Annotated in this window: 20 protein-coding genes and 1 pseudogene; 10 read left to right on the forward strand and 11 right to left on the reverse strand. The window is 68.3% G+C overall.

Translation table 11 applies throughout. The annotated features are described in order from the left end of the window. Positions 1 to 178: 178 nt before the first annotated feature. Entirely contained in the window at positions 179 to 2,701 is a 2,523-nt protein-coding gene (gene gyrA, locus G6020_RS02650; RefSeq protein ID WP_182609572.1) for a DNA gyrase subunit A, read from the reverse strand. Between the two features lie 435 nt (positions 2,702 to 3,136). Between gyrA and G6020_RS02655 the strand changes: the two genes are divergently transcribed. Further along, positions 3,137 to 4,372 carry an alpha/beta fold hydrolase gene (locus G6020_RS02655; protein WP_304815956.1) on the forward strand — a complete coding sequence of 412 codons (1,236 nt, stop codon included), beginning with the start codon at positions 3,137 to 3,139 and terminating at the stop codon, positions 4,370 to 4,372. Positions 4,373 to 4,447: 75 nt separating this feature from the next. Here the strand turns inward: G6020_RS02655 and gyrB are convergent, their stop codons facing one another. From gyrB to dnaA, 5 genes are all read right to left on the reverse strand, one after another. Then, positions 4,448 to 6,565, reverse strand: a complete 2,118-nt coding sequence (gyrB, locus tag G6020_RS02660; protein ID WP_179524014.1) for a DNA topoisomerase (ATP-hydrolyzing) subunit B — start codon at positions 6,563 to 6,565, stop codon at positions 4,448 to 4,450. A gap of 117 nt (positions 6,566 to 6,682) precedes the next feature. Further along, positions 6,683 to 7,237 carry a DciA family protein gene (locus tag G6020_RS02665; protein WP_179524013.1) on the reverse strand — a complete coding sequence of 185 codons (555 nt, stop codon included), beginning with the start codon at positions 7,235 to 7,237 and terminating at the stop codon, positions 6,683 to 6,685. After that, positions 7,234 to 8,496, reverse strand: coding sequence for a DNA replication/repair protein RecF (recF, locus tag G6020_RS02670; RefSeq protein WP_182609573.1), 1,263 nt, complete (start codon positions 8,494 to 8,496; stop codon positions 7,234 to 7,236). The genes G6020_RS02665 and recF overlap by 4 nt, the downstream gene beginning before the upstream one ends. A 25-nt stretch (positions 8,497 to 8,521) precedes the next feature. Further along, positions 8,522 to 9,697, reverse strand: coding sequence for a DNA polymerase III subunit beta (dnaN, locus tag G6020_RS02675; RefSeq protein WP_182609574.1), 1,176 nt, complete (start codon positions 9,695 to 9,697; stop codon positions 8,522 to 8,524). Between the two features lie 647 nt (positions 9,698 to 10,344). Next, on the reverse strand, positions 10,345 to 11,826 hold the full coding sequence (gene dnaA, locus G6020_RS02680; RefSeq protein WP_259844122.1) for a chromosomal replication initiator protein DnaA: 1,482 nt from the start codon (positions 11,824 to 11,826) through the stop codon (positions 10,345 to 10,347). 550 nt (positions 11,827 to 12,376) lie between these two features. Between dnaA and rpmH the strand changes: the two genes are divergently transcribed. The 9 genes from rpmH to G6020_RS02725 all read left to right on the forward strand — a co-directional run bounded on the left by rpmH (position 12,377) and on the right by G6020_RS02725 (position 18,833). Beyond that, complete coding sequence (gene rpmH, locus G6020_RS02685) at positions 12,377 to 12,520, forward strand: 50S ribosomal protein L34 (RefSeq protein ID WP_179524010.1); 144 nt, start codon at positions 12,377 to 12,379, stop codon at positions 12,518 to 12,520. A gap of 18 nt (positions 12,521 to 12,538) precedes the next feature. Continuing rightward, complete coding sequence (gene rnpA / locus G6020_RS02690) at positions 12,539 to 12,904, forward strand: ribonuclease P protein component (protein WP_182609575.1); 366 nt, start codon at positions 12,539 to 12,541, stop codon at positions 12,902 to 12,904. Beyond that, a complete protein-coding gene (gene yidD / locus G6020_RS02695) occupies positions 12,901 to 13,215 on the forward strand; it encodes a membrane protein insertion efficiency factor YidD (protein WP_182609576.1) in 315 nt (104 codons plus the stop codon). The genes rnpA and yidD overlap by 4 nt, the downstream gene beginning before the upstream one ends. 13 nt (positions 13,216 to 13,228) lie before the next feature. Next, on the forward strand, positions 13,229 to 14,419 hold the full coding sequence (yidC, locus tag G6020_RS02700; protein WP_182609577.1) for a membrane protein insertase YidC: 1,191 nt from the start codon (positions 13,229 to 13,231) through the stop codon (positions 14,417 to 14,419). A 129-nt stretch (positions 14,420 to 14,548) separates the two neighbouring features. After that, positions 14,549 to 15,037, forward strand: coding sequence for a R3H domain-containing nucleic acid-binding protein (locus tag G6020_RS02705; protein ID WP_179524006.1), 489 nt, complete (start codon positions 14,549 to 14,551; stop codon positions 15,035 to 15,037). Between the two features lie 285 nt (positions 15,038 to 15,322). Then, on the forward strand, positions 15,323 to 16,012 hold the full coding sequence (gene rsmG, locus G6020_RS02710) for a 16S rRNA (guanine(527)-N(7))-methyltransferase RsmG (protein WP_241732540.1): 690 nt from the start codon (positions 15,323 to 15,325) through the stop codon (positions 16,010 to 16,012). Between the two features lie 108 nt (positions 16,013 to 16,120). Then, complete coding sequence (locus G6020_RS02715; protein ID WP_182609579.1) at positions 16,121 to 17,044, forward strand: ParA family protein; 924 nt, start codon at positions 16,121 to 16,123, stop codon at positions 17,042 to 17,044. Next, a complete protein-coding gene (locus G6020_RS02720) occupies positions 17,041 to 18,141 on the forward strand; it encodes a ParB/RepB/Spo0J family partition protein (RefSeq protein WP_182609580.1) in 1,101 nt (366 codons plus the stop codon). Before G6020_RS02715 ends, G6020_RS02720 begins: the two co-directional genes overlap by 4 nt. Further along, positions 18,138 to 18,833, forward strand: coding sequence for a hypothetical protein (locus tag G6020_RS02725; protein ID WP_182609581.1), 696 nt, complete (start codon positions 18,138 to 18,140; stop codon positions 18,831 to 18,833). Before G6020_RS02720 ends, G6020_RS02725 begins: the two co-directional genes overlap by 4 nt. On the opposite strand, the gene G6020_RS02730 is transcribed toward G6020_RS02725, so the two are convergent. The 5 genes and pseudogenes from G6020_RS02730 to G6020_RS02750 form a co-directional block, all read right to left on the reverse strand. After that, positions 18,821 to 20,011, reverse strand: coding sequence for an N-acetylmuramoyl-L-alanine amidase (locus G6020_RS02730; RefSeq protein WP_179524001.1), 1,191 nt, complete (start codon positions 20,009 to 20,011; stop codon positions 18,821 to 18,823). The genes G6020_RS02725 and G6020_RS02730 overlap by 13 nt on opposite strands. Positions 20,012 to 20,103: 92 nt before the next feature. After that, on the reverse strand, positions 20,104 to 20,445 hold the full coding sequence (gene trxA, locus G6020_RS02735; RefSeq protein WP_179524000.1) for a thioredoxin: 342 nt from the start codon (positions 20,443 to 20,445) through the stop codon (positions 20,104 to 20,106). Between the two features lie 78 nt (positions 20,446 to 20,523). Further along, positions 20,524 to 21,456, reverse strand: a complete 933-nt coding sequence (trxB, locus tag G6020_RS02740; RefSeq protein WP_182609582.1) for a thioredoxin-disulfide reductase — start codon at positions 21,454 to 21,456, stop codon at positions 20,524 to 20,526. A 133-nt stretch (positions 21,457 to 21,589) separates the two neighbouring features. Next, on the reverse strand, positions 21,590 to 22,216 hold the full coding sequence (gene sigM, locus G6020_RS02745; RefSeq protein WP_182609583.1) for an RNA polymerase sigma factor SigM: 627 nt from the start codon (positions 22,214 to 22,216) through the stop codon (positions 21,590 to 21,592). Positions 22,217 to 22,366: 150 nt separating this feature from the next. Continuing rightward, positions 22,367 to 23,294 (reverse strand): annotated as a pseudogene (locus G6020_RS02750) (hypothetical protein); the annotation flags it as partial.

Raw genomic sequence — 23,294 nt, forward strand, 5'->3', positions numbered from 1 at the left:
GGTGCTGGGTCGCCGCGGGGAACGACGCGGTCGCGGTCGCGTCGTCGGGGGTGGTCTCCACGGCGGGGGACTCCGCCCCGGTCGTGGAGCTGGCCGACCCGCCGAAGCCCGGCGCAGGGGTGGAACCCTTGGGTGCCGGGCCGCTCTCGGGTCCGTCGCTCGGCTCGGTCATCGCCTTCTACTCCTTGTCGGACCCGGCGTCGAGCCGGTCGTCGTCGTCGGGCTCGTCGGCGTTGCGGGCGATCGCCAGCAGCGAGTCGCCCTCGGCGAGGTTCATCAGGCGCACGCCCTTGGTCTGCCGGCCCGCCTTGCGCACCTGCTTGGCGAACGTGCGGATCACGCCACCGCTGGACGTGATGGCGTAGAGCTCGTCCTGCAACTCCACGATCGTCGCACCCACGAGCTTGCCGCGCTTGGGATCGAACATGAGCGTGAGCACGCCCTTGCCGCCCCGGCCCTGGGCGGTGTACTCGGCCAGCGCGGTGCGCTTGGAGTACCCGCGCTCGGTGGCCACCAGCAGGAAGAGCTGGTTCTCGTCCATCTCCGAACGGACCACCGACATGCTGAGCAGGGCGTCGCCGTCGTTGAACCGCATCCCCATGACACCGGACGTCGCACGGCCCATCGGGCGGAGCGTGTCGTCGTTGGCGTGGAACCGGATCGACTGTCCCTTCTCGGAGACCAGGAGGAGGTCGTCCTCGGGGCCGGCGAGGGCGGCACCGACGAGCTCGTCGCCGTCGCGGAGGTTGACGGCGATGAGACCGCCCGAGCGAGGCGAGTCGTAGTCCTCGAGACGGGACTTCTTGACCAGGCCGTTGCTGGTGGCCAGGACCAGGTACGGGGCGTCCTGGTACCCCTTGATCCGGATGACCCCGGCGATCCGCTCCTCCGGCTGGAACGCGAGGAGGTTGGCCACGTGCTGGCCCCGCGCGGTGCGGCTGGCCTCGGGCAGCTCGTAGGCCTTGACGCGGTAGACCCGGCCCTTCGTGGTGAAGAACAGCAGCCAGTCGTGCGTGGAGGAGACGAAGAAGTGCCGGACGATGTCGTCCTGCTTGAGCTCCGCACCCCGCACACCCTTGCCGCCCCGCTTCTGGGCGCGGTAGAGATCCGTGCGGGTCCGCTTGGCGTAACCCGTCTCCGTGATGGTGACGACGACGTCCTCGCGGGCGATCAGGTCCTCGTCGGTGACGTCGCCGTCGGCCGGGATGATCACGGTGCGTCGGTCGTCGCCGTACTTCTCGACGATCTCGCGGAGTTCGTCTCCGACGATCGCCCGCTGCCGCTCGGGCTTGGCCAGGATGTCCTTGTAGTCGGCGATCTCGAGCTCGATGGCGGCGAGCTGGTCCACGATCTTCTGCCGCTCCAGGGCCGCGAGGCGGCGGAGCTGCATGTCGAGGATGGCCTGGGCCTGGTCGTCGTCGATGTCGAGGAGGTCCTTGAGACCCTCGCGGGCGATGTCGACGGTCTGCGACCGACGGATGAGCGCGATGACCTCGTCGAGAGCGTCGAGCGCCTTGACCAGCCCGCGCAGGATGTGGGCCCGCCGCTCGGCCTCGTCCAGCAGGTACTGGGTGCGCCGGACGATGACCTCGATCTGATGCGTGACGTACAGCCGCACCAGCTGGTGGATCGGGAGCGTGCGCGGCACGCCGTCGACGATCGACAGCATGTTGGCGCCGAACGACGTCTGCAGCTGCGAGTGCTTGTAGAGATTGTTGAGGACGACCTTGGCCACGGCGTCGCGCTTGAGCGTGATGACGATCCGCAGGCCCACACGATCGGACGACTCGTCGTCGATCTTGGAGATGCCGGCGATCTTGCCGTCGCGCAGCTGCTCGGCGATCGACAGGATCATGTTGTCCGGGTTGACCTCGTAGGGCAGCTCGGTGATCACGATGACGGTGCGGTTGCCGTCCTCCTCGATGGAGGTCTTGCCGCGCATCCGGATCGAACCGCGCCCGGTGGTGTAGGCGTCCTTGATGCCCTGGTCCCCGACGATGAACCCGTGGGTCGGGAAGTCCGGCCCCTTGATGAAGCCCATGCAGGCGTCGAGCGCCTCGTCGTCCCCGGCGTCCGGGTTCTCCAGAACCCAGTAGACGGCCTCGGCGACCTCGCGGAGGTTGTGCGGCGGCATCTTGGTGGCCATTCCCACCGCGATGCCACTGGAGCCGTTGATCAGCAGGTTCGGTACCCGGGACGGCAGAACGACCGGTTCGGACGTCTTGCCGTCGTAGTTGGGCTGGAAATCGACCGTGTTCTTGTCGATGTCCCGCACCATCTCCATGGCGAGCGGGGTCATCTTGCACTCGGTGTAGCGCATCGCGGCCGCACCGTCGTTGCCGCGCGAACCGAAGTTCCCCTGGCCGTCGACCATCGGGTAGCGCATCGCCCACGGCTGGGCCAGACGGACCAGGGTGTCGTAGATGGCCGAGTCACCGTGCGGGTGGTAGTTGCCCATGGTGTCGGCGACGGGCTTCGCGGACTTCACGTAGCTACGGTCGGGCCGGTAGCCGTTGTCCCACATCGCGTAGAGAATGCGACGGTGGACGGGCTTGAGCCCGTCCCGGACGTCCGGGAGGGCCCGCCCGACGATGACGCTCATCGAGTAGTCGATGTAGCTTCTCTGCATCTCCGCCTGGATGTCGACCGGTTCGATGCGGTCGTGTCCCCCGGCGTCGGGCGGCAACGTCGTGTCCGTCATGGGCTCCTCTTCGGTTCCTCGTCGCGCTGGCTTCTCTCGCAGACGATGTCGCGGGCACGCGCGTGCTCTGACGGCGGCCGTACGACCCGCCCAGTCTATAGGTCCTGGGGAAACGGGTTCGAGGGCACGCCTCGGGCACCCTATTATCTGCGAATGGAACAGGTCCTCGAGCGGGTGCGCCGCCGGGTCCTCCGGGCGTCACCGCTCCCGGACCCGGTCCTCGCTGACCCTGTCCGCTCGCCCGGTCTCGGGCCGCCTGGTCTCGGGCCGTCTCGACGGATTGCCGTGCCCAGATGATGTGACGCACGTAACATTTCCGTCATGTCGCGCCTCCGTGGTGGACCCGGCCACCGATACCGTCGTCTTGTGGCCGTGGCGGGAGCCTCTGTCTTTGCGCTCGTCAGCGGCCTTGCAGCCCCTGCCGACGCGCAACCGGTGACGCAGCCGACCGCGAACCGGGACGGCGTCCAGTTCGACCAGCCGGGCGGTTTCTACGACACCCGGGGCCTCGCACCCTCGTCCCCGGGCGCCGTCCTCCGTGCGCAACCGGCCGACCTACCGCTCGCGGTATCCGTCCCCGGACTGCCTCCGCTTCCCTCCCCGCTGCCGGCGGTGGCTCAGCGTGTCGTCTACCAGACCCTCGACGTCGACGGTCGACCCGTGGCCACATCCGGCGCGCTGTACGACTCGACCGCACGGTGGAACGGTCCCGGTCCACGACCCACCATCGTGATCGGGCCCGGTACGCAGGGTCAGGGCGATGCGTGTGCCCCGTCCCGGAATCTTGAGACGGCGCTCGGCGTGAACCCGCAGACCGGGGGCGCGGTGCCCTCGTATGAGCAGGCGTTCGCGCTGGTCCTGGCCGCCCAGGGCTTCCGGGTGATGGTGATCGACTACATCGGGCTCGGCACGCCCGGCGTGCACACCTATTCCGACCGGGTGGAGCAGGCCCACGCCATGCTGGACGGTGCCCGGGCCGCCCGCGCTCTGAGCGGGGACGCTCCCGTGGTGTTCTGGGGTCATTCCCAGGGTGGAGGTGCCTCCGCGGCCGCTGCCGAGCTCGCCCCCGTGTACGCCCCGGATGTCGACCTGCGGGCGGCCTACGCGTCCGCTCCCCCGGCGGATCTGCTGGCGGTGCTCGACCACATCGACGGCTCCACGCTCACCGGTGCGATCGGGTACGCCATCAACGGCATGTCCGAGCGCTTCCCCGCCGTCCAGCAGGTGGTCGACAGGCAGGTCAACGGCGCCGGTCGGGCCGCGCTCGCAGACATCGCCGGCCTGTGCACCCTCGACCTGCGCTCGGCGTACGGGATGCGCACCACCAACGAGTGGACCCACTCGGGCCGCAGCCTCGGAGAGCTGATCCGCTCCGAGCCCGAGGCCTTGCGGGTCCTCGATCACCAGCGGATCGGCCGACTCCGACCCGAGGTCCCGGTAATGGTCGCCGGGGGTGTCAACGACGACATCATCCCGCTCGGTCAGGTCGAGCAGCTCGGCCGGGACTGGTGCGAACAGGGAACGGCCGTGCACTTCCGTTATGAGACGACCCCGCCCGTCGCCGGCGTGACGCACGCCGCGGCGGCCGTGACCAACTTCCCGGCGGCCCTGGACTTCGTCACCCGCCGGCTCGCGGGAGAACCCGCGCCGAACGACTGCGGGAGCCTGTAGCCCACGGGTCGGCGGGCATCTCGCGGGCGATACCGCTGCCCTCCCTGCGAGATGCCCGCCGACCGGGGGCGCGGATCACACGTCGAGGAAGCGGACGTCCCGCGCGTTGCGGGTGATGAAGTTGCGGCGCGCGTCGACGTCCTCGCCCATGAGGATCGAGAACAACTCGTCGGCGGCCGCGGCGTCGTCGAGCGTGACCAACCGGAGGGTGCGCACCGTCGGATCCATGGTGGTCTCCCACAGCTCCTTGGGGTTCATCTCACCGAGACCCTTGTAGCGCTGGATCCCGTCCTCGACGTTGATCTTGCGCTTCTTCTCCAGACCGATCTTGAGGAGCTCGTCGCGCTCGCGGTCCGAGTACGCGAAGTCGGGCTCGCCCTTGCCCCACTTGAGCTTGTACAGCGGCGGCTGCGCCAGGTAGACGTTCCCGTTCTCCACCAGCGGCTTCATGAACCGGAACAGGAGGGTGAGCAGGAGCGTCGAGATGTGCTGACCGTCGACGTCGGCGTCGGCCATCAACACGATCTTGTGGTAGCGCAGCTTCTCGAGATCGAACTCCTCGTGGATACCCGTGCCCAGGGCGGTGATGATCGCCTGGACCTCCGTGTTCTTGAGGACCTTGTCGATCCGGGACTTCTCGACGTTGATGATCTTCCCGCGCAGCGGCAGGATCGCCTGGAACATCGAGTCCCGACCGGACTTGGCCGAGCCGCCGGCGGAGTCGCCCTCCACGATGTACAACTCGGACTTGGCCGGGTCCTTGGAGCGACAGTCGGCCAGCTTCCCGGGGAGCCCGCCGATATCGGTCGCCGACTTGCGGCGGACCATCTCGCGGGCCTTGCGGGCGGCGACGCGGGCCTGGCTCGAGGCGATGCCCTTGTTGACGATCACCCTGGCCTCGGCCGGGTTGGCCTCGAACCAGTGACCGACGTGCTCCGAGACCTGCCGCTGGATGAAGCCCTTGACCTCGGTGTTGCCCAGCTTCGTCTTGGTCTGACCCTCGAACTGGGGGTCGGAGATCTTGGCCGAGATCACCGCGGCGAGGCCCTCGCGGATGTCGTCACCCGTGAGGTTGGGGTCCTTCTCCTTGAGCAGCTTCTTGTCGCGGGCGTACTTGTTCACCAGTGAGGTCAGCGCGGCGCGGAAGCCCTCCTCGTGGGTGCCGCCCTCATGGGTGTTGATCGTGTTGGCGAAGGTGTGGACCGACTCCGAGTACCCGGAGTTCCACTGCATCGCGACCTCGACCTCGTGGCCCGTGCCCTTGCCCTCGAAGTAGAGGATCGTCTGGTGGATCGCCGTCTTGGACTTGTTGATCGCGGTGACGTAGTCCTTGAGGCCGTCCGGGTAGTGGAAGGTGCGCTTGCGCTCACGGACCTTGACCGGCTCGGCGGGCTCGGTGGTCTCGACGGCCCCCTCGACGAAGGCCTGCTCCGCGTCCACGGCGTGCTCGATGTCCGACCCCTCGTCGGAACCGGGCGCGGAGTCGGATCCGCGACCCTCGCTGTCCGCGATCGCGTCGAGCTCCGCTGCCTGTTCCGCCCGGGACCGTCGATCGGTCAGGGTGATGGTCAGGCCCTTGTTGAGGAACGCCATCTCCTGGAGGCGACGGGCCACCACGTCGAAGTCGTACTCGGTGGACTCGAAGATCGACCCGTCAGCCCAGAAGCGGACCCTGGTGCCGGTTCCCTCGGCGGGCCCGGCGTCGACGAGCTCCTCGGGGACGGCCATGTTGAAGTTCTGCTGCCACAGGCGTCCGTCCCGCTTGATCTGCACCTCGACCCGGGTCGACAGCGCGTTGACCACCGAGATGCCCACGCCGTGGAGACCACCGGAGACCGCGTAGGAGTCGGAGTCGAACTTGCCGCCCGCGTGCAGCTGGGTCATGACGACCTGCACGGTGGGCATGCCCTGCTCGTGCATCTCGACGGGGATGCCACGGCCGTCGTCGATCACCTCGACGCCGCCGTCCTCCAGTAAGGTCACCTTGACACCGGTCGCGTGGCCGGCCATTGCCTCGTCGATCGAGTTGTCCACCACCTCCCAGATCAGGTGGTGCAGACCGCGCGTCCCTGTGGAGCCGATGTACATACCCGGACGCAGCCGGACGGCCTCGAGTCCTTCGAGAACGGTGATCGATGACGCACCGTAGTCGTTCGTGCCCTTCTTGCTGGCCTTGCTCTTGGCGTCCGCCACGTGCGAACTCCTCGCGTCTCGGGGGTCTGGGACCGGCCCAGTCTACCTGCGACAACCCGCGCGCGGCCCCCGGGCTCGCCAGGACGGGCCCGATGGCCACCCGGGTGGCTCCGCCCCTCAGCCGTAGGTGTCCCGCGGCCCACGACCGGACACGTGCAACGGGCCCTTCCGCCAACTGGGTTTCTCGGGGCCCTCGATCTTGAGGCGACGCACGTGACCCGGTCCCATGGCCGCGGCGATCTTGCGGAGGATGTCGGCCGCCACGAGCCGGAGTTGGGTCGCCCACGCGGTGCTGGAGGCGCGGACGTACAGCACGCCCTCCTCGAGTCGCTCCGGGGTGGCGTGCGCGGACATGTCCTCGCCGACGATGCGGTCCCACTCCGCGAACAGCCGACCGGTGGTGACCTTGTCGTCCCAACCCCGTCTCTTGGCGACCTGGCCGACGAGTCGCCCGAGCGGCTGGGGATCCCAGGGGTCGGCACCCGACCCGGTCCAGCCACGTTTGCGCAGCCGCTTCCCGCCTCCCACCGGACCGGTCCGCCCGCGACCGACCTGTTTGCCATCCGCACGAGCCCGTGTGCGCGCCTCCTCGAGGGCCTGCCTCGCGATGTCATAACCGCGTTGTGGCGGGTCGGACGGTGTTATCGGATCCCTCCGCTGATCGTCGGTCACCTGTGGACCTCCCTGGTCGAGGGTGCGGTGTCGTCGTCTCCGTCGTTCTGGTCGTCGTCCATAACCTCGTCGTGACGTCCGGCGGCGCGGCGCGACACCGTGATGTCCGAGTGACGACCCGCGCCCTCCCCCGTCATCACCACGTCATGACGGACCCCCCGCAATCCGTCCGGGACGTCCTCGCCGACCGCCGCGGTCACCAAGACCTGTTCGACGCCGGTCGCCGCCGCCGCGAGGGCGGCACGGCGGTGGCGGTCGAGTTCGGCGAACACGTCGTCCAGGAGCAGGACGGGCTCGATGCCGTCCGCCCGGAAGAGTTCGAGCGATCCGAGGCGCAGGGCGAGGGCGAACGACCACGTCTCGCCGTGGCTGGCGAACCCCTTGGCGGGCTCGTCACCGAGCGACAGGACCACATCGTCCCGGTGAGGTCCGACGAGGGACATCCCCCGGTCGATCTCGTCCTGGCGTCTCCTCCCGAGCTCGGCGAGCAGGACAGCCTCGACGAGCTCGGGGTCGGCCAACTCGGACTCCTCCGGCGCGGCGCCGACCCGGAACCGGTACGCGAGATCGGCCGGACGGGACTCCGGCGCCAGACCGCGATAGGCATCGACGACCAGTGGTCGCAACTCCTCGAGCAGGAGGACGCGCCCCGCGACGATCCTCGCCCCGAGTTGGGCGAGACGACCGTCCCACACGTCGAGCGTGTCCAGGGCCGCCTCCGCCTCCTCCCCCCTCCCGCGCCGGAGAACGCCGGAGGCGGATTTGAGGAGGGCCGACCGCTGTCGGAGAACAGAGGAGTACTCGGCGAGGTCGCCCCCGTGGGCGGGCCGACGTTGGACCAGGAGCTCGTCGAGCAGTCTGCGACGCTCGGCCGGTTCCCCCCGGACCAGGGCCAGGTCCTCGGGTGCGAAGAGCACGGACTGCACCACCCCGAGGATGTCGCCGAGGCGGCGGCAGGGCGAGGTGTTGAGCCGCGCCCGGTTGGGCCGCCCCGAGTTGAGGGCCAGCTCCACGGTGAGTTCACGTCCGGCGTTGTGGGCGAGGGCGGCGATCATGGCCGTCTCCGCGCCCGTGCGGATCATCGGTGCCTCGGCTGCAACCCGGTGCGATCTCAGGGTGGCCAGCACCCCGACGGCCTCGAGGACGTTCGTCTTCCCGTGACCGTTGCGCCCCACCAGTGTGGTCACCCCGGGCTCCAGCTCCAGCTCGAGCAGAGGCCAGGATCGGAAATCCAGGAGCCTGAGGTGACGCAGGTGCATGCCGGGCGGCTTCGGGAGAGCCGGGTCAGCCCGGCAGGCGGACCGGCATGAGCAGGTAGGTGTGGTTCGAGTCGACGGGGGCGATCGCGCCGTCGGCGTCCGGGGAGGGCAGTTCCTCGGGAGCGGGACGCAGGACCGCGGGACGGCTGGCCTGGGTGAACCCGAACGCGACGCGCGCCGAGTGCATGCTGCCGAGCCCGTCCAACAGGTAACCGGGGTTGAACGCGATGGTCAGGGGCTCACCGAGGAAGTCGACGGGGAGGGTCTCCGAGGCCTGGGCCGCGTCATCCCCGCCCGCGGAGAGCGCCAACTCGCCGTCGGAGAACGTCATCCGGACCTGCACTCCCCGGTCCGCGACCAGCGCGACGCGCTTGATGGCCTGCACCAGCGCGTCGACCTGGACGACCGCCATCGAGGTGTGTTGGGTCGGCAGCAGCTGGCGGACCTTGGGGAACTCGGCGTCGAGGAGCCGCGTCGTGGTGCGCTGCCCGGAGACCAGCACGCCCATGATGCCGTCCGCCCCGACCTCCGAGCCCGCGCCCAGGCTGAGGTCGACACGCCCACCCTGCCCCGCCGACCGGGTCACGTCGGACAACGTCTTGGCCGGGATCAGGACCTCCACGGCCACGTCCTCGCGAGCGGGTTCCCACTCCAGATCGCGGATGGCCAGGCGGAACCGGTCGGTCGCGATGAGGGTGACCCGGGGTCCCTCGATCTCCATCCGGATGCCGGTGAGCATCGGGAGCGTGTCGTCCTTGCCGGCCGCCACGGCGACCTGGGCCACGGCCTCGGAGAACGCGTCGACCGCGGCCGATCCGGTCACCCCGGGCATCGCCGGCAGCTGCGGGTAGTCCTCGACCGGCATCGTGGGCAGGGTGAACTTGGCGGTGCCGCAGTTGATGTACATCTTCTGGGCGCTCACCGTGACCTCGACCGGACGGTCCGGGAGCGCGCGGGCGATGTCGGCTAACAACCGACCGGACACCAGGGTGCTCCCCGGCTCGGACACCTCGGCCGGGACGGAGACCTGCGCGGAGGTCTCGTAGTCGAAACCCGAGATGGTCAGACCGGAGTCCGCCTCGAGGAGAACCCCGCCGAGGATCGGGACCGACGGTCGAGACGGAAGGGTCCGCGCCACCCAGGCCACCGAATCGGCGAAGTCCTCGCGGGTGACGCGGAACGTCGGATCCGTGATCTCCATCGGTGACCTCTTTCTGGGCGGGGCGCGTACCGCCGGTATCTGGACGAGTGGTCTGTTCGCGGCTGCGGTCTCGGGCGTTCTCTGGCGTCCGACGGGGTCCGCCGGATCATCTCCATGAGAGTAACCGCTCCCGCCGACAGCGGGAACACGGAGTCCTGTAACCCGGTCAAGCAGGCTCGCCGTTCCACATACCTACTTCTTACAAGAACTCTCTAGAGAGATAAGTAGTAGTAGTAGGTCCTGTGAAATTGTGAGCCGACACCTGTCTACGCAGTTCAGGGTGCGATTGTGGCTGTGGACCGAATCGGCTCATCCTGTGACTTGCGAGCGGCGCGGGTGGAATCACAGATTTCGGTCCACCGTCTGTCCACCGTCGGTCCACAGGAACCCACAGAGTTGTCCACAGGTGTGAAGGGTGTGGCACATGTTGTGAGGGGGGTCACATTTACATGTCGGAACGGTCACACGACTCCGACTCTCGAGAACCGGGGGTGGTCCGTGGGGCGGGCGTGTGCGGCGCCGGGCCACTCGGGGGGCGGCCCGACGAGGGCATGGACGAAGGCATCGGCGAGCGCACGGAGGAGCCGCCGCAGGAGCAGCAGAGGGATCGCGTGGGTGTGCGGCCGGGGGGACGGGTCGGAGAGCCGTCAGAGAGACCGCGAGCGTTCCTTGATCCGGGCGGTGAGCTCCTGGATCTGGTCGTACATGCGCCGGTCGTCCTTGATCTCCTTGAGGATCTTCCGCTGGGCGTACATGACCGTGGTGTGGTCCTTGCCGCCGAAGGTGACGCCGATCTTGGGTAGCGAGAGGTCCGTGAGCTCTCGACAGAGGTACATCGCGATCTGGCGGGCGCGGGAGAGAGACCGGGTCTTCGACGTCCCGCAGAGCTCGTCGATGCTGGTGGAGAAGAACTCCGCGGTCACCGCCATGATCGTCGCGGCCGAGATCTGGAGGGAATCGTCGTCCGAGACCACGTCGCGCAGGACCACCTCGGCCAACGGGACGTCGATCTCGTGTCCGTTGAGGGAGGCGAACGCGACGACCCTGATCAGCGCACCCTCGAGCTCGCGGATGTTGCGCTGCACGCGTGTGGCGATCAGCTCCAGGACATCGCGGGGGACCACGTAGTTCTCCGACTTGGCCTTCTTGTCGATGATCGCGATTCGCGTCTCGAGCTCGGGCGGCTGGATGTCCGTGATGAGACCCCACTCGAAGCGGGTACGCAGCCTGTCCTCGAGGGGCTGGAGCTGCTTGGGGGGCCGATCGGAGGAGATGACGATCTGCTTCTGGGCGTTGTGGATCGTGTTGAAGGTGTGGAAGAACTCCTCCTGCACCTGCTCCTTGCCGATGAGGAACTGGATGTCGTCGACCAGGAGAATGTCGGCCTCGCGGTACCGCTTCTTGAACATGTTCTGGCGGCCGTCGCGGACGGAGTTGATGAAGTCGTTGGTGAACTCCTCGGTCGAGACGTACTTGACCTTCTGTTCGGAGTACATCCTCAGGGAGTAGTGCCCGATCGCGTGGAGCAGGTGTGTCTTGCCGAGCCCCGACTCGCCCCAGATGAACAGCGGGTTGTAGGCGCGCGCCGGGGCCTCCGCGACTGCGAGCGCCGCCGCTCGGGCGAACCGGTTGGAGTTCCCCTGGACGAACGCGCTGAACGTGTACCGCTCGTTGAGTCCAGGCGCGGTCGCCGCCGACAGGGCCTCGTCGCGGTCGCTGCCGTGCAGCAGTCGTTCGGCCGCGATCTGCTCCTCGGTCATGCGGACCGGGCGCGAGGTGGCCGGTGGATGGGAGGCCTCCGGCTCGGGTCGGTGTATCTCGTCGACGTCGATCCGGGGATCGTCGGCATCGGAGTGGTGGTGCCGGCCGGCGAGGGAGGTGTCGACCTTGACCGCCAGATCGACGGGCTCCCCGAGTTGGGAACTGAGCGCGCGGGTGATCGGCCCGCGCAGGATCGACTCGATGTTGTCCCGGGCGAACGCGGACGGCGCGGCGAGCATCGCGAACCCGTTGACCACGGCGATCGGTTGGACGAGGCGCAACCAGGCCTGCTGCTGGCGGGACAACGCGGGATTGTCATCGCTGGCCAGAGACGGGTCGGTCAGCTTGTCGAGGACCGCGCTCCACACGTGTTCGAGGTCAGGAGACACGGTGGGCGGTCTCCTCTCGTCGGTGTGAAGTGGTTCCGGGTGGCCGACCCTCTCGGCCCGGCCGGGCACCACACTCTATCCACAGGCTCCGACCCAGGTCCAACGCGGTATCCACATGGTTGTCCACAGCTGTGGAAGATAGACCGGCCCCGCGGTGGCGGGTTCGGTCTCCAGTGCGTGAGGGTGGGTCTGCTGCGTCGTGATTACGTTAGGCGGCCCGGGTGGGGCTCGATGATGAATGACCGTAACAACACCGTGAACTCGTGGGCAACCCTCAAGATCAACTGGAGGGCGGATGTCAAGCATCCGGCGCCCCGGCGTGTTGCCGTGGCCTGCAGGGTGGTACCGATGGTGCGGATGTGATTACACGGTTTGGTGGCGAGGCCATCGTGCGCGTAATCTTGAGCAGTCTGTCGCGCGCCCGTGAGGCGTGCGGCGCGTCGTGGTACCGCCCGTCAGTGGTGTTTCGACGACATCAGGAACTCGATCGGGCGCACGAGTGGCGCCTACTTCACGTGAGGAGCCAATCATGGCCAAGGGCAAGCGGACTTACCAGCCGAACAACCGTCGTCGTGCCAAGGTGCACGGCTTCCGTCTCCGGATGCGCACGCGCGCCGGACGCGGCATCGTCGGCGCTCGCCGCCGTAAGGGCCGCGCCTCGTTGACGGCCTGATCCGGGCCGGGGTGGCGGGTGCTTCCCAGGACCCACCGGCTCCACCGTTCCGCTGACTTCGCGGCGGTGGTGCGGAGGGGTGCGAGGAAGGGCCGCCGGACGATGGTCGTACACGCCCACGTGGACTCTTCGGACGTCCGCGTGGGCGGTCCTCGTTTCGGCCTGGTCGTCAGCAAAGCCGTCGGTGACTCGGTGACCCGCCACCGTGTCAGCCGGCGGCTTCGTCATATCGCCGCCGAGTTGCTGGCGGAGCTCGATCCCGATCTCCTGATCGTGGTCAGGGCCAATCCGGCCTCTGCGGCGGCCTCCCATGACGATCTGGTCCGCGATATGCGTTCCGGTCTGTCCTCCGCGGTGCCGCGTGCTCGTGAGGAGCGGTCATGACCGAGGGCCGCCACGGCCCCGTGGCCCGGGTCCTTCTGTGGATGCTCGACTTCTACCAGAAGGGGATCTCGCCCCTGACCCCACCGAGCTGTCGGTTCGAACCCACCTGCAGCAGTTACGCGGTCGAGGCCGTTCGAGTGCACGGCGCCTGGTACGGGACGTGGCTCTCGGTGTGGCGGTTGTTGAGGTGTGGTCCCTGGACTCCCGGCGGGTGGGATCCGGTCCCGGAATCCCGTTCCTCCGAGCCCCGCGCCCCCGACGATCCCGCGGATCATCCCCACGAGCATCCCGACAACTCCGAACGAAGCTAGGACTCCACCACCGATGTCGTTCATCACCGACCCTCTGGTCTACTACCCGATCTCCGGGATCCTCTGGTTCTGGCACAAGATCTTCGCGTTCCTCGGGGGCTTTCTTCCCTGGGTGGAGTCACCCGACTCCAACGGCGCCATCTGGGCGCTCTCCGTGATCTTCCTCGTGGTCACCCTCCGCATCCTGCTGTTCTGGCCGGCGGCCAAGCAGATCCGCTTCTCGCGGAAGATGCAGGAGATGCAGCCGCGGATGAAGGAGCTGCAGAAGCGGTACAAGAACGATCGCGAGAAGCTCGCCACCGAGACGCGCAAGCTCCAGAAGTCCGAGGGGTTCAATCCGGTCCTCGGTTGTCTGCCGATGTTCATCCAGATCCCCGTCTTCCTGGGTCTGTTCCATGTGCTCCGGTCCTTCAACCGGATGGGCAACAACTTCGGTGCGCTCGGTATGAGCGCGGAGGAGACGCGGAACACCGGCAACTACGTCTTCAACGCGGACGAGGTCCAGAGCTTCCTGGACGCGCGGCTGTTCGGCGCTCCCCTGTCGTCGTTCATCTCCCAGCCGATCGAGCAGTTCCAGGCGTTCGTCGACCCCGGGGCGGCACTGGACTTCGAGCGCTGGAACATCATCATCGTGGCCATCCCGCTGATGATCGTCTCGGCGGTCACCACGCACCTCAACGCCAGGATCTCGCTGTCCCGCCAGTCGCCTGAGGCCGCAGCCAACCCGCAGGCCAAGATCATGAACCAGTTGATGCTGTGGGCCTTCCCCATCGGCATCCTGGTCACCGGCGCGTTCTGGCCGATGGCGATCCTCGTCTACATGGTCACCAACAACCTGTGGACCCTCGGCCAGCAGTACTACCTCTTCGAGAAGATGGCCAAGGAGGACGACGTGGCCGCCCTCAAGCGCCGTGAGGAGCAGAAGTCCCTCGCCCCGAGGGTCGGCGTGAAGCCCGTCAACCCCAAGAGGGGCCGGGGTGCCCCGACAGGTACCGCCGTGGCCTCCCAGGAGACGGTGGCCGGTGTGACGTCGGATGACGACGACGACCCGGACGCCGCCCCGGCGGTCGCTCCCGCGCCCTCTCCGGGCGCGGCTCCTCGGCCGGGTCAGAGACCTCAGCAGCCGGGCGGTCAACGGACGCGCCCCGCACAGAAGAGCGGCGGGGGAAGCGGTAAGGGCAAGAAGAAGAAGCGTAAACGCTGACCGCAGGTCAGTCAGACCACCGACAAGGTCCCCGATGCCCCGGCATCGGGGACCTTGTCCCATACTTGGGGTGAGTACTCGCCGGCCAGGACGGGCGCGGCGATCGGCGGCGATGACGGAGGCAGATCCATGTCGAAGAAGAACATCGAGGTGTCGGAGGAGCGTCTTGTCGAGGAGGGCGAGGTGGCCGGTGACTACCTCGAGCAGCTCTTGGACATCCTGGACTTCGACGGGGACATAGATCTGGATGTCGAGGGCGATCGTGCGATCGTCAGCATCGACGGGAGCGAGGATCTGGATCGCCTCGTGGGTTCCGACGGTGCGGTTCTCGACGCCGTGCAGGAACTGACCCGGTTGGCCGTTCAGCAGGAGCTGGGAGATCGCAGCCGGTTGATGTTGGACATCTCCGGGTGGCGCGCTGCCAAACGCGAGGCGTTGACCGAGGCCGGTCGGGTGGCCGCACTGCGGGTGCTCGAGTCCGGCGAACCCGAGGAGCTCGAGCCGATGACCCCGTTCGAGCGGAAGGTCATCCACGATGCGATAGCGGAGATCGAGGGAGTGTCCTCGGACTCGACCGGGGCCGAGCCGAATCGGCGGGTCGTGGTCCTGCCGACCTGACCGAGCTGCCGGACTGACCGAGCCGGTTCGAGTGCCGGACAGCGAGACTAACGGGGGCGCGGGCTTGGAGCCCGCGCCCCCGGCGTCATGTAGGGGTTGAGCGTGGTGCGGACACGGCTACTTACATCGATGTTATTCGGGGGATGTTTCACGTGAAACCAGAGGCGATTCGCGCCGGAAGAGGACGACGGTGACATGAACGAGGACACAGGGCACGAAACGACACGTGACGAGGTCGATGCGTCCACAAGCGATGACGCCCGGGACGATACGAGTGAGACGTCAATGGTCGAGACTCCCCCGGAACCTCCCGCCGGCGCGGCTTCAGTGTTGGGCGACCGTCTCCCCCTCGCGGTCAGGTACGTGGAGATCCTCGCGACCGCCGGTCTGGAGCGGGGGCTGATGGGACCACGCGAGCGCCCGCGGCTGTGGGACCGACATGTACTCAACAGTGCGGCGGCCGCCGTCGGGTTCATGGAGAACGAGTCGGTGGTCGACATCGGCAGCGGCGCCGGCCTACCGGGCATCCCGCTCGCGCTTGCCCGACCCGATCTCCGCATCACTCTGGTCGAGCCCCTCCTCCGTCGGTCGACCTTTCTGCTCGAGGTGGTCGACCAACTGGGACTGGATGTTCGTGTGGTGCGCGGTCGTGCCGAGGAGAAGGGCGTGATCGCAGACGCCGGCGGTGCTGACGTGGTGACGTCGCGGGCCGTCGCTCCGCTCTCGCGGCTCGCCGGATGGTCTGCGCCGTTGCTCAGACCGGGTGGTCGGATGGTGGCGCTGAAGGGTGCCTCCGCCGCGGACGAGATCGAACGAGACGAGCGGGCCCTCCGGAAACTGGGCTTTGATGGTGCGCGCGTCGAGGTCGTGTCCGCGCCGGATGCGGAGGAGACGAGGCTCGTCATTGCGACGCTCGCGACTAGAGTGGGTAGCCGTGGCTCCCGCTCTCGCGCACGCGGTTCACGGCATCGGTGATGTCCGTCGGAATCGCAGCGGGCGATGTCGGTTTCACGTGAAACACTGGCGGCAGGGGCATCGGGACGATGCGCTGAGTTGCTCTGACAGGTAGTTGAAAGGTGACGGATGTCCGAAGACGAGACCCCGATCTTCGCGGCCGCACGGCAGGCGAACGAGGTACTCCACGGCGACGCCCCCGCGTTGCCGAGGCCCCCGCATCCGCGGATCATCACCATCGCCAATCAGAAGGGTGGGGTGGGTAAGACCACCTCGACGGTCAATCTTGCGGCGTCTCTCGCCCTCGGTGGTCTCGGTGTCCTGGTGATCGACATGGACCCGCAGGGCAACGCCAGCACCGCGCTCGGAGTGGATCACCGGGAGGGAACCCCGTCGAGCTACGAGCTCCTCATGTGGGAACACGCCCTGGAAGACCTCATGCAGAGCAGTCCCCATGCCGAGCGTCTGTTCTGTATCCCGGCGACGATCGATCTCGCGGGATCCGAGATCGAATTGGTGGGCCTCGACCACCGGGAGCATCGGCTCGCCGAGGTGCTCAACAGCGAGGACCTCGTGTCGTTGGGCATTGACTATGTCCTGATCGACTGTCCCCCCTCGTTGGGACTGCTCACGGTGAACGCGATGGTGGCGGCGAGTGAGGTGCTGATCCCTATCCAGTGCGAGTACTACGCGCTCGAAGGGGTCGGCCAGTTGCTGCGCAATGTCGAGTTGATCCAGCAGCACCTCAACCGGTCGTTGGAGATCTCCACCATCATGTTGACGATGTACGACGGACGGACCAAGCTCGCAGAGCAGGTCGCCGGCGAGGTCCGTACCCACTTCGGTGACACGGTGCTCCGTACCGTCATCCCGAGGAGCGTCAAGGTGTCGGAGGCTCCCGGGTACGGGATGACCATCCTCCAGTACGACGCCGGATCCCGCGGCGCTCTCGCGTACCTGGACGCGGCGAAGGAGCTCAACAGCCGCGCGGATCGTCTGCACTCACACGTGGAGGACGGCCGCGTGTCCACCGGCACGGAGGAGAGTCGATGAGTCAGCAACGCAGGGGTGGTCTCGGCCGGGGGCTCGCCGCCCTGATCCCCACGGGGCCGGACGAGGGTCCACGTCTGGGCAGTGATGCAGCCGACGTGATCCTGGGTCCGAGGGGCGGTGGTCCGCGGACCACTCCCCCCAGGCCGAGGTCCAGCGGTCCGGGGATGTCGGCAGCGAGCAACGTCTCCGTCGACGACGCCGATCGGGCACCCCGTCCGGACGGTGCGAGGGACGACGATGTTTCACGTGAAACCGACGACCTCGTGGATCCCGGCGCGGTGTATCGCGAGATCCCTCCGTCGGCGATCGAGCCGAACCCGAAACAGCCCCGAACCCATTTCGACGAAGAGGCGCTGGCCGAGCTGGCTCACTCCGTCAAAGAGTTCGGGCTCCTCCAGCCGATCGTCGTCCGTGAGATCGCGGCCGGCCGATATCAGCTCATCATGGGCGAGCGACGCTGGCGCGCGAGCCAACGGGCCGAGCTCCCGACGGTCCCGGCGATCGTGCGGCAGACCGACGACGAGGATCTCCTCCGGGACGCGCTTCTCGAGAACATCCATCGGGTCCAGCTCAATCCCCTCGAGGAGGCGGCGGCGTACCAACAGCTCCTTGAGGAGTTCGACGTGACGCAGGCCGAGCTCGCGACCCGGATCGGTCGGTCGCGTCCGGCCATCACCAACAGCATCCGTCTGCTCCAGTTGCCGACCGCTGTCCAGCGCCGAGTGGCGGCCGGTGTGCTGTCCGCCGGCCATGCCCGAGCACTGCTGGGCCTCGAGGCCGGGGCGCCCGCCCAGGACGAGCTCGCAGCGCGAATCGTGGCGGAGGGCCTGTCGGTCCGGGCCACGGAGGAGATCGTCACACTGTTGAACCGGGAGGGCGACGGTACGGCGTCGAGGCCCTCCCCCGCGCCACAGGGTCGCCGACGGGATCCTGAGTTGGAGGCGGTGGCGGGTCGACTGTCCGATCGCTTCGAGACGTCGGTGTCGGTCACCATGGGGCGGCGAAAGGGGCGCATCACGATCGACGTGGGCGACGCCGATGACCTGAACCGGGTCCTGACGCTACTCGAGGGCGGGACGCCCGGATCGCCGCGATGAACTCGATCCGGCCGCTCGACCTCTCCGCCGTGGACCAGCTCGGGCCCCGGGCTCGCAAATGTGTGTACTGGCAGACTGACGGGCAGGTCGGCCAGGACGAGCCGGGGGATCCCGAGTTCGAGAAGGAGGCGTGGATCTCCCACGTGTCCCTGGAATGGGGTGTGTGTGGTCAGATAGCCAGCTATGGTGACCGCTCGACCGGGGCGGCGTTCTACGCGCCCCCCGGGATGGTGCCGCGTGCGGCCTGCTTCCCGACCTCCCCGGTGGGCTCGGACGCCATCCTCCTGGCGGGGTTGAGCATCGAGCACGGGGCGCCCGGCGGTGCGCTGACCTCGCTCCTCGATGCGGTGGTGGTGGATCTGCGCCGACGCGGAATCAAGGCGATTGAGGCCTTCGGGGTGACGTCCGGGGACACCGGGGACGTACTGTCACGTGACACGTGTGGTTCGGAGTCGTGCATCGCTCCGACCGGCTTCCTCGTGGAGCACGGGTTCACCGTCGTGGCCGAGCACGAGACCCATCCGAGACTCCGACTCGATATCGAGAGTGAGCATCTCTGGAAGGCCGACGTCGAGAGGGCGCTCGATCAGCTCTTCGCGGAGCGGGGATTCGCCACCAGGAGGCTGGGGGTGTTGTCCGGGGCGACCGCCCGGCACACGGTGGACCCGCGGGCGGGACGTCAGTCCCGCTGACGCTGTTCGTAGTCGATCAGCTCGTTGACGGACATCGACCCGGTGGGGTGATCGTCCTCGTCGAGTAGGTAGAGGCGCTTCACCCCCACGAGGATGGAGTCGATGATGGTGTCCTGTGCGGTGCGGTCCCCGAGGATGGAGAGATCGCGGGGATTGTAGGCGTACCCCAGGACGATCTGGATGGACGGCATCCGGGTCATCCGGAGAAGGGGCCAGCTCCGCCCGTGGGTGCGACAGTCGCGGAGACTGGTGCGACTGACGATCTCGCGCTGGATGAACCCGGACAGCGCCTCCCCGAGCATCGACTCGGCACCCAGGGAGTTGCCGAAGTAGAAGGTGGCGACACCGTTGCCCACCGGGTTGGGATGCCGGTCCAGGCGGAGCGAGATCATGAGATCGGCGTTGAAGGCGTTCGCGATCTCGGCGCGCTCGGGGTCGGTCGGGATCATCGCCTCCGGCCGGGAGAGGAAGACCTCGACCCCCGCCTGGTTCATCCGCTCGGACAACCGCCGGGTGATGTCCCAGAGCAGCTCGGCATCGGTGATGGTTCCGTGCGGGGTGTCCATGCGGATCGGGTTCTCCGAACCGCTGGGGCCGGGGTCCAGGACGATCCGCTTGCCGGCGAGCATCGGGCCGGAGGTCCGCGCCCGCTCGCGCTCGACCAGCGAGGAGACGTCCCCACCCTTGAACAGGGTGGAGAACCTGTTCAGGGTGTCCAGGGTCTCGGCTCCCACGACGCCGTCCGCGGGCAGGCCGCAGTCCCGCTGGAAGTCCGTCGCCGCGGCATGGGTGAGGGGACCGAAGGTGCCGTCGACCAGTCCCGCGTAGAAACCGAGTTCCCCGAGCCGACGCTGGAACTGCGCCACGTCGTCCCCCGCCATGGGCCTGGAGACGATGTAGCTGAGATCGCGGGTCCCGAGGACGTGGGTGGCGTCATGGAGCGCCGCCTGGGTCGACGGACCCACGATGCCGTCCGAGATGAGCCCACGGGCCTGCTGGAAGGCCAGGACGGCCGTCTCCAGGTCGGCGTCGAACACGGCGTCGGTCCGGGCCAGGATCGATCCGGTCTGGGGTTCGGTGACCCCGACGGACTCGATGTTGTGCAACAGGCCCATTCCCGCGAGGGTCGCCCGGATCGAGGCCACCTCGGGCCCACGGTCACCGCGTCGCCACGCCATGGTTCTCCTCCGCTCCACTCGACTGGGTACCCGGATGAACTTACCGCCTCCGGCGCGGACGTGCCCGGAGCGCACCCGAGTGGGCGGGGCGTCTAGAGGACGTCCCCGAGCTCGGTGCGCAGCGCCGACTTGGACTTCGCTCCGGTGATGCGCTTGACCGGCTTGCCCTCGGAGAACAGCAGCATCGCCGGGATGGCGGTGATCTGGTACTCGGCGGCGAGCTCCTGGTTGGCCTCCACGTCGACCTTGGCGACCGTGAGCTTGTCGGACTCGGCTCCGGCGAGCTCGTCCAGGACCGGCGCCATCATGGTGCAGGGGCGGCACCACGTGGCCCAGAAGTCCACCAGGACGGGCTTCGACCCGCTGGCGGCGAGCACGGCCTCGGCGAAGTCGTCCTCGGTCACGTCGATGATGTTAGGGGTGTTCACGGCCATTGTGGTGGGTCCTTTCGGGGTGGGGGTGTGGGCGTCCCGGGTGTCCCGCCCGCGCGGATCGGGTCCGCCCGGTGGGGGTCAGGCCTGCTCGGCGAGCCAACGCTCGGAATCGATCGAGGCGGCGCACCCCGAACCGGCGGCCGTGATGGCCTGCCGGTAGCGGTGGTCCACCAGGTCGCCGCAGGCGAAGACCCCCGGGATCGAGGTCGCGGTGGTCTGGCCGGTGAGGACGTACCCGTCCTCGTCGACCTCCACCTGGTCCCGGACCAATTCGGAGCGCGGGTCGTGACCGATCGCCACGAACATCGCGGCCGTCTCGAGCTCGCTCGTCTCACCGGTGACCGTGTTGCGCAGCTTGAGGCGCTCGACCGATCCACTGGCACCCGAGAGCACCTCGTCGACCGTGGTGTTGAGGACGAACGAGATCTTCTCGTTCTCCTTGGCCCGTTCGAGCATGATCTTGGAGGCGCGGAACTCCTCCCGCCGGTGCACGATGGTCACCGAGGAACCGAACTTGGTGAGGAAGGTGGCCTCCTCCATGGCGGAGTCGCCGCCGCCCACCACGACGATCGGCTTGTCCCGGAAGAAGAATCCGTCGCAGGTGGCGCAGGAACTCACGCCACGGCCGAGGTACTCCTGCTCGCCGGGGACGCCGAGGTAGCGTGCGGCGGTGCCCATGGCGAGGATCACGGCGCGGGCGCGGTGCTCCTCCTCCCCCACGCGGACGATCTTGACCTCGCCGGCCAGGTCCATCGAGGTGACGTCCTCCATGCGGAGGTCGGCGCCGAAGCGCTCGGCCTGCTCCCGCATCTGCATCATCAGGTCTGGGCCCATCATCCCCTCGGCGAAGCCCGGGAAGTTCTCGACCTCCGTGGTGGTCATGAGCGCACCGCCGAACTGCGAACCCTCGAACACCACCGGCTTGAGCTCGGCCCGAGCGGAGTAGATGGCGGCGGTGTACCCGGCCGGGCCGGATCCGACGATGATGACGTCGTGGAGGGTGTCGCTCATGGGTTCTTCGGACTCCTTGGCGGGTGGGGAACGTGGGCCGGGACGATCTGCGGATCCACACGATCTGCGGAACCACTATGCCGATCGATGGATCTACTAAGGCGACAACACCCGGCGGGTCGGTGTTGTTCCCTCAGTCGGTGAGGGTGACCCCCGCGAGCAGCACGCTGAGCGTGGCCCGCCCGCGCGAACACCGGCTCTTGATGGTGCCGGGGCGGGCGTTGAGCAGGTGGCACGCCTCGGCCACCGTGCAGCGCAGCATGTCGACGACGACGACCGCGTCCCGCTGGTCGGTGGGCAGCTCCGCCAGGGCCTCGGCGACGATGATCGCGTAGGCGGGGTCCTGGTAGAAGTGGTCCCGCAGCGAGATCTCCTCGTGCAGTCTGGGAGTGAGCTCGGAGTGGGTGCGCAGGCGTTGTGACCGCATCTTGTCCAGGCAGGCGTTGACCACGATGCGGTAGAGCCAACCCTGGACGGGGCAGGCGTGGCGGAAGGAGTCGGCCTTCCGGTACGCCGAGATGAGGGCGTCCTGGAGCGCCTCGGCGGCGTCCTCACGGTTGAAGGAGGTCCGTATGGCCAGCCGCCACAGGTAGTCGTAGTGGCGCCGGACGAGGGCGGAGAACGCGTCCGGGTCGCCGGCGATGTGCGCGTCGAGCAGCTCGACGTCCGAGAGCGCGGACCCGGCCGTGAGGCGCGACCCGGCGGTGAGCGGGGAGCGTCCCGTGACCGTGGAGAGATCGTCGACGGCGCTGGTGTTCACGGCGGTGACGTTAACGCGGCGGGGACCGCCGTGGGGCTGTCACCTCGGGCCCGGGAGCGGGCAGCCGGCTCGACCTCGCTCGCGACCTCGCTCGCGACGTCGCTCTCGTCGTCGATGCGGCCGGGAGGGCTCGGCCGTGGCCGGGCCGGATCACCGGGTGAGAAGGATCTCGCTGATCGACGCCGCGTACGACTCGGGGCCGGAGGTACCGAGCCGGGTGAACCACACGATCAGGTACCGGGACTCCTCGGGCTCGTCGATCGTCACGGTCCCCGAGCCGTCCCGGATCGTCCCCTCGCCGAGCAGGGTGGTGTCCTCGAGAGAGTCCGGGGACGCACTGTCGGCGACCCGGACCTCGAAGCGCACACCGTCGTCGTCCGAGTGGACCACCACGCGCCGGGTCTCCTGCTCGCCGTCGAGGGTCAACAGGAGGCCCACCCCGGGCTTGTACGCGGCCCCGCCGTCGCCGAGCTGGTTGCGGTAGGTGTCGGTGGACCACGAGGTCGACCTGTCACCGTCCGCGACGTTCGGGGCGCTCGAGGAGTTCTCTGCGACCCCCGCCGACCCGACGGGCTGCCACGAGGTGACGTCCGAGACCGTGACGGGCGTGGACGGTGCCTCACGGGTGGGCTCGGTCTCCCCCGGGCCCGACTCGTCCGATGCGGGCTCGGTGGTCGCGGCGGACCTGCTGGCCTGCGCGGCCCGTTCGATCGCGTCGAGTTGCTGGGACAGGGGGGTCTCGTCGCCGCCACCGGCCAGCGCCCCGAGTAGCCACGCGGACAACAGCGCGATCACCACGACGGCCGCCGCGCTGGTGCCGGCCATGATCTGCCAGCGACGTTTCTGGGTGGCCTCGTCCGGCTGTGGGTAGGCCTCGTCGATTCGGTCCGCGTCGTATCGGTCTGCGCCATACCGGTCCGTATCGAGCCCACCGTGGGACTGCCGGTCCGGACCGACGCCGCGTACCGCGTCCCCCGTCCCGTCCCCCGCCCGGTCGCGCGGACCGGCCACGGGGTCACCGTGTCCGGGTGCTGCCGGAACGGCGTGTCCCCTCGAGGACGCGACGCGGACCGGCCCG

The sequence above is a fragment of the Dietzia sp. B19 genome, from assembly GCF_014145155.1.
Taxonomy (GTDB): Bacteria; Actinomycetota; Actinomycetes; order Mycobacteriales; family Mycobacteriaceae; genus Dietzia; species Dietzia natronolimnaea.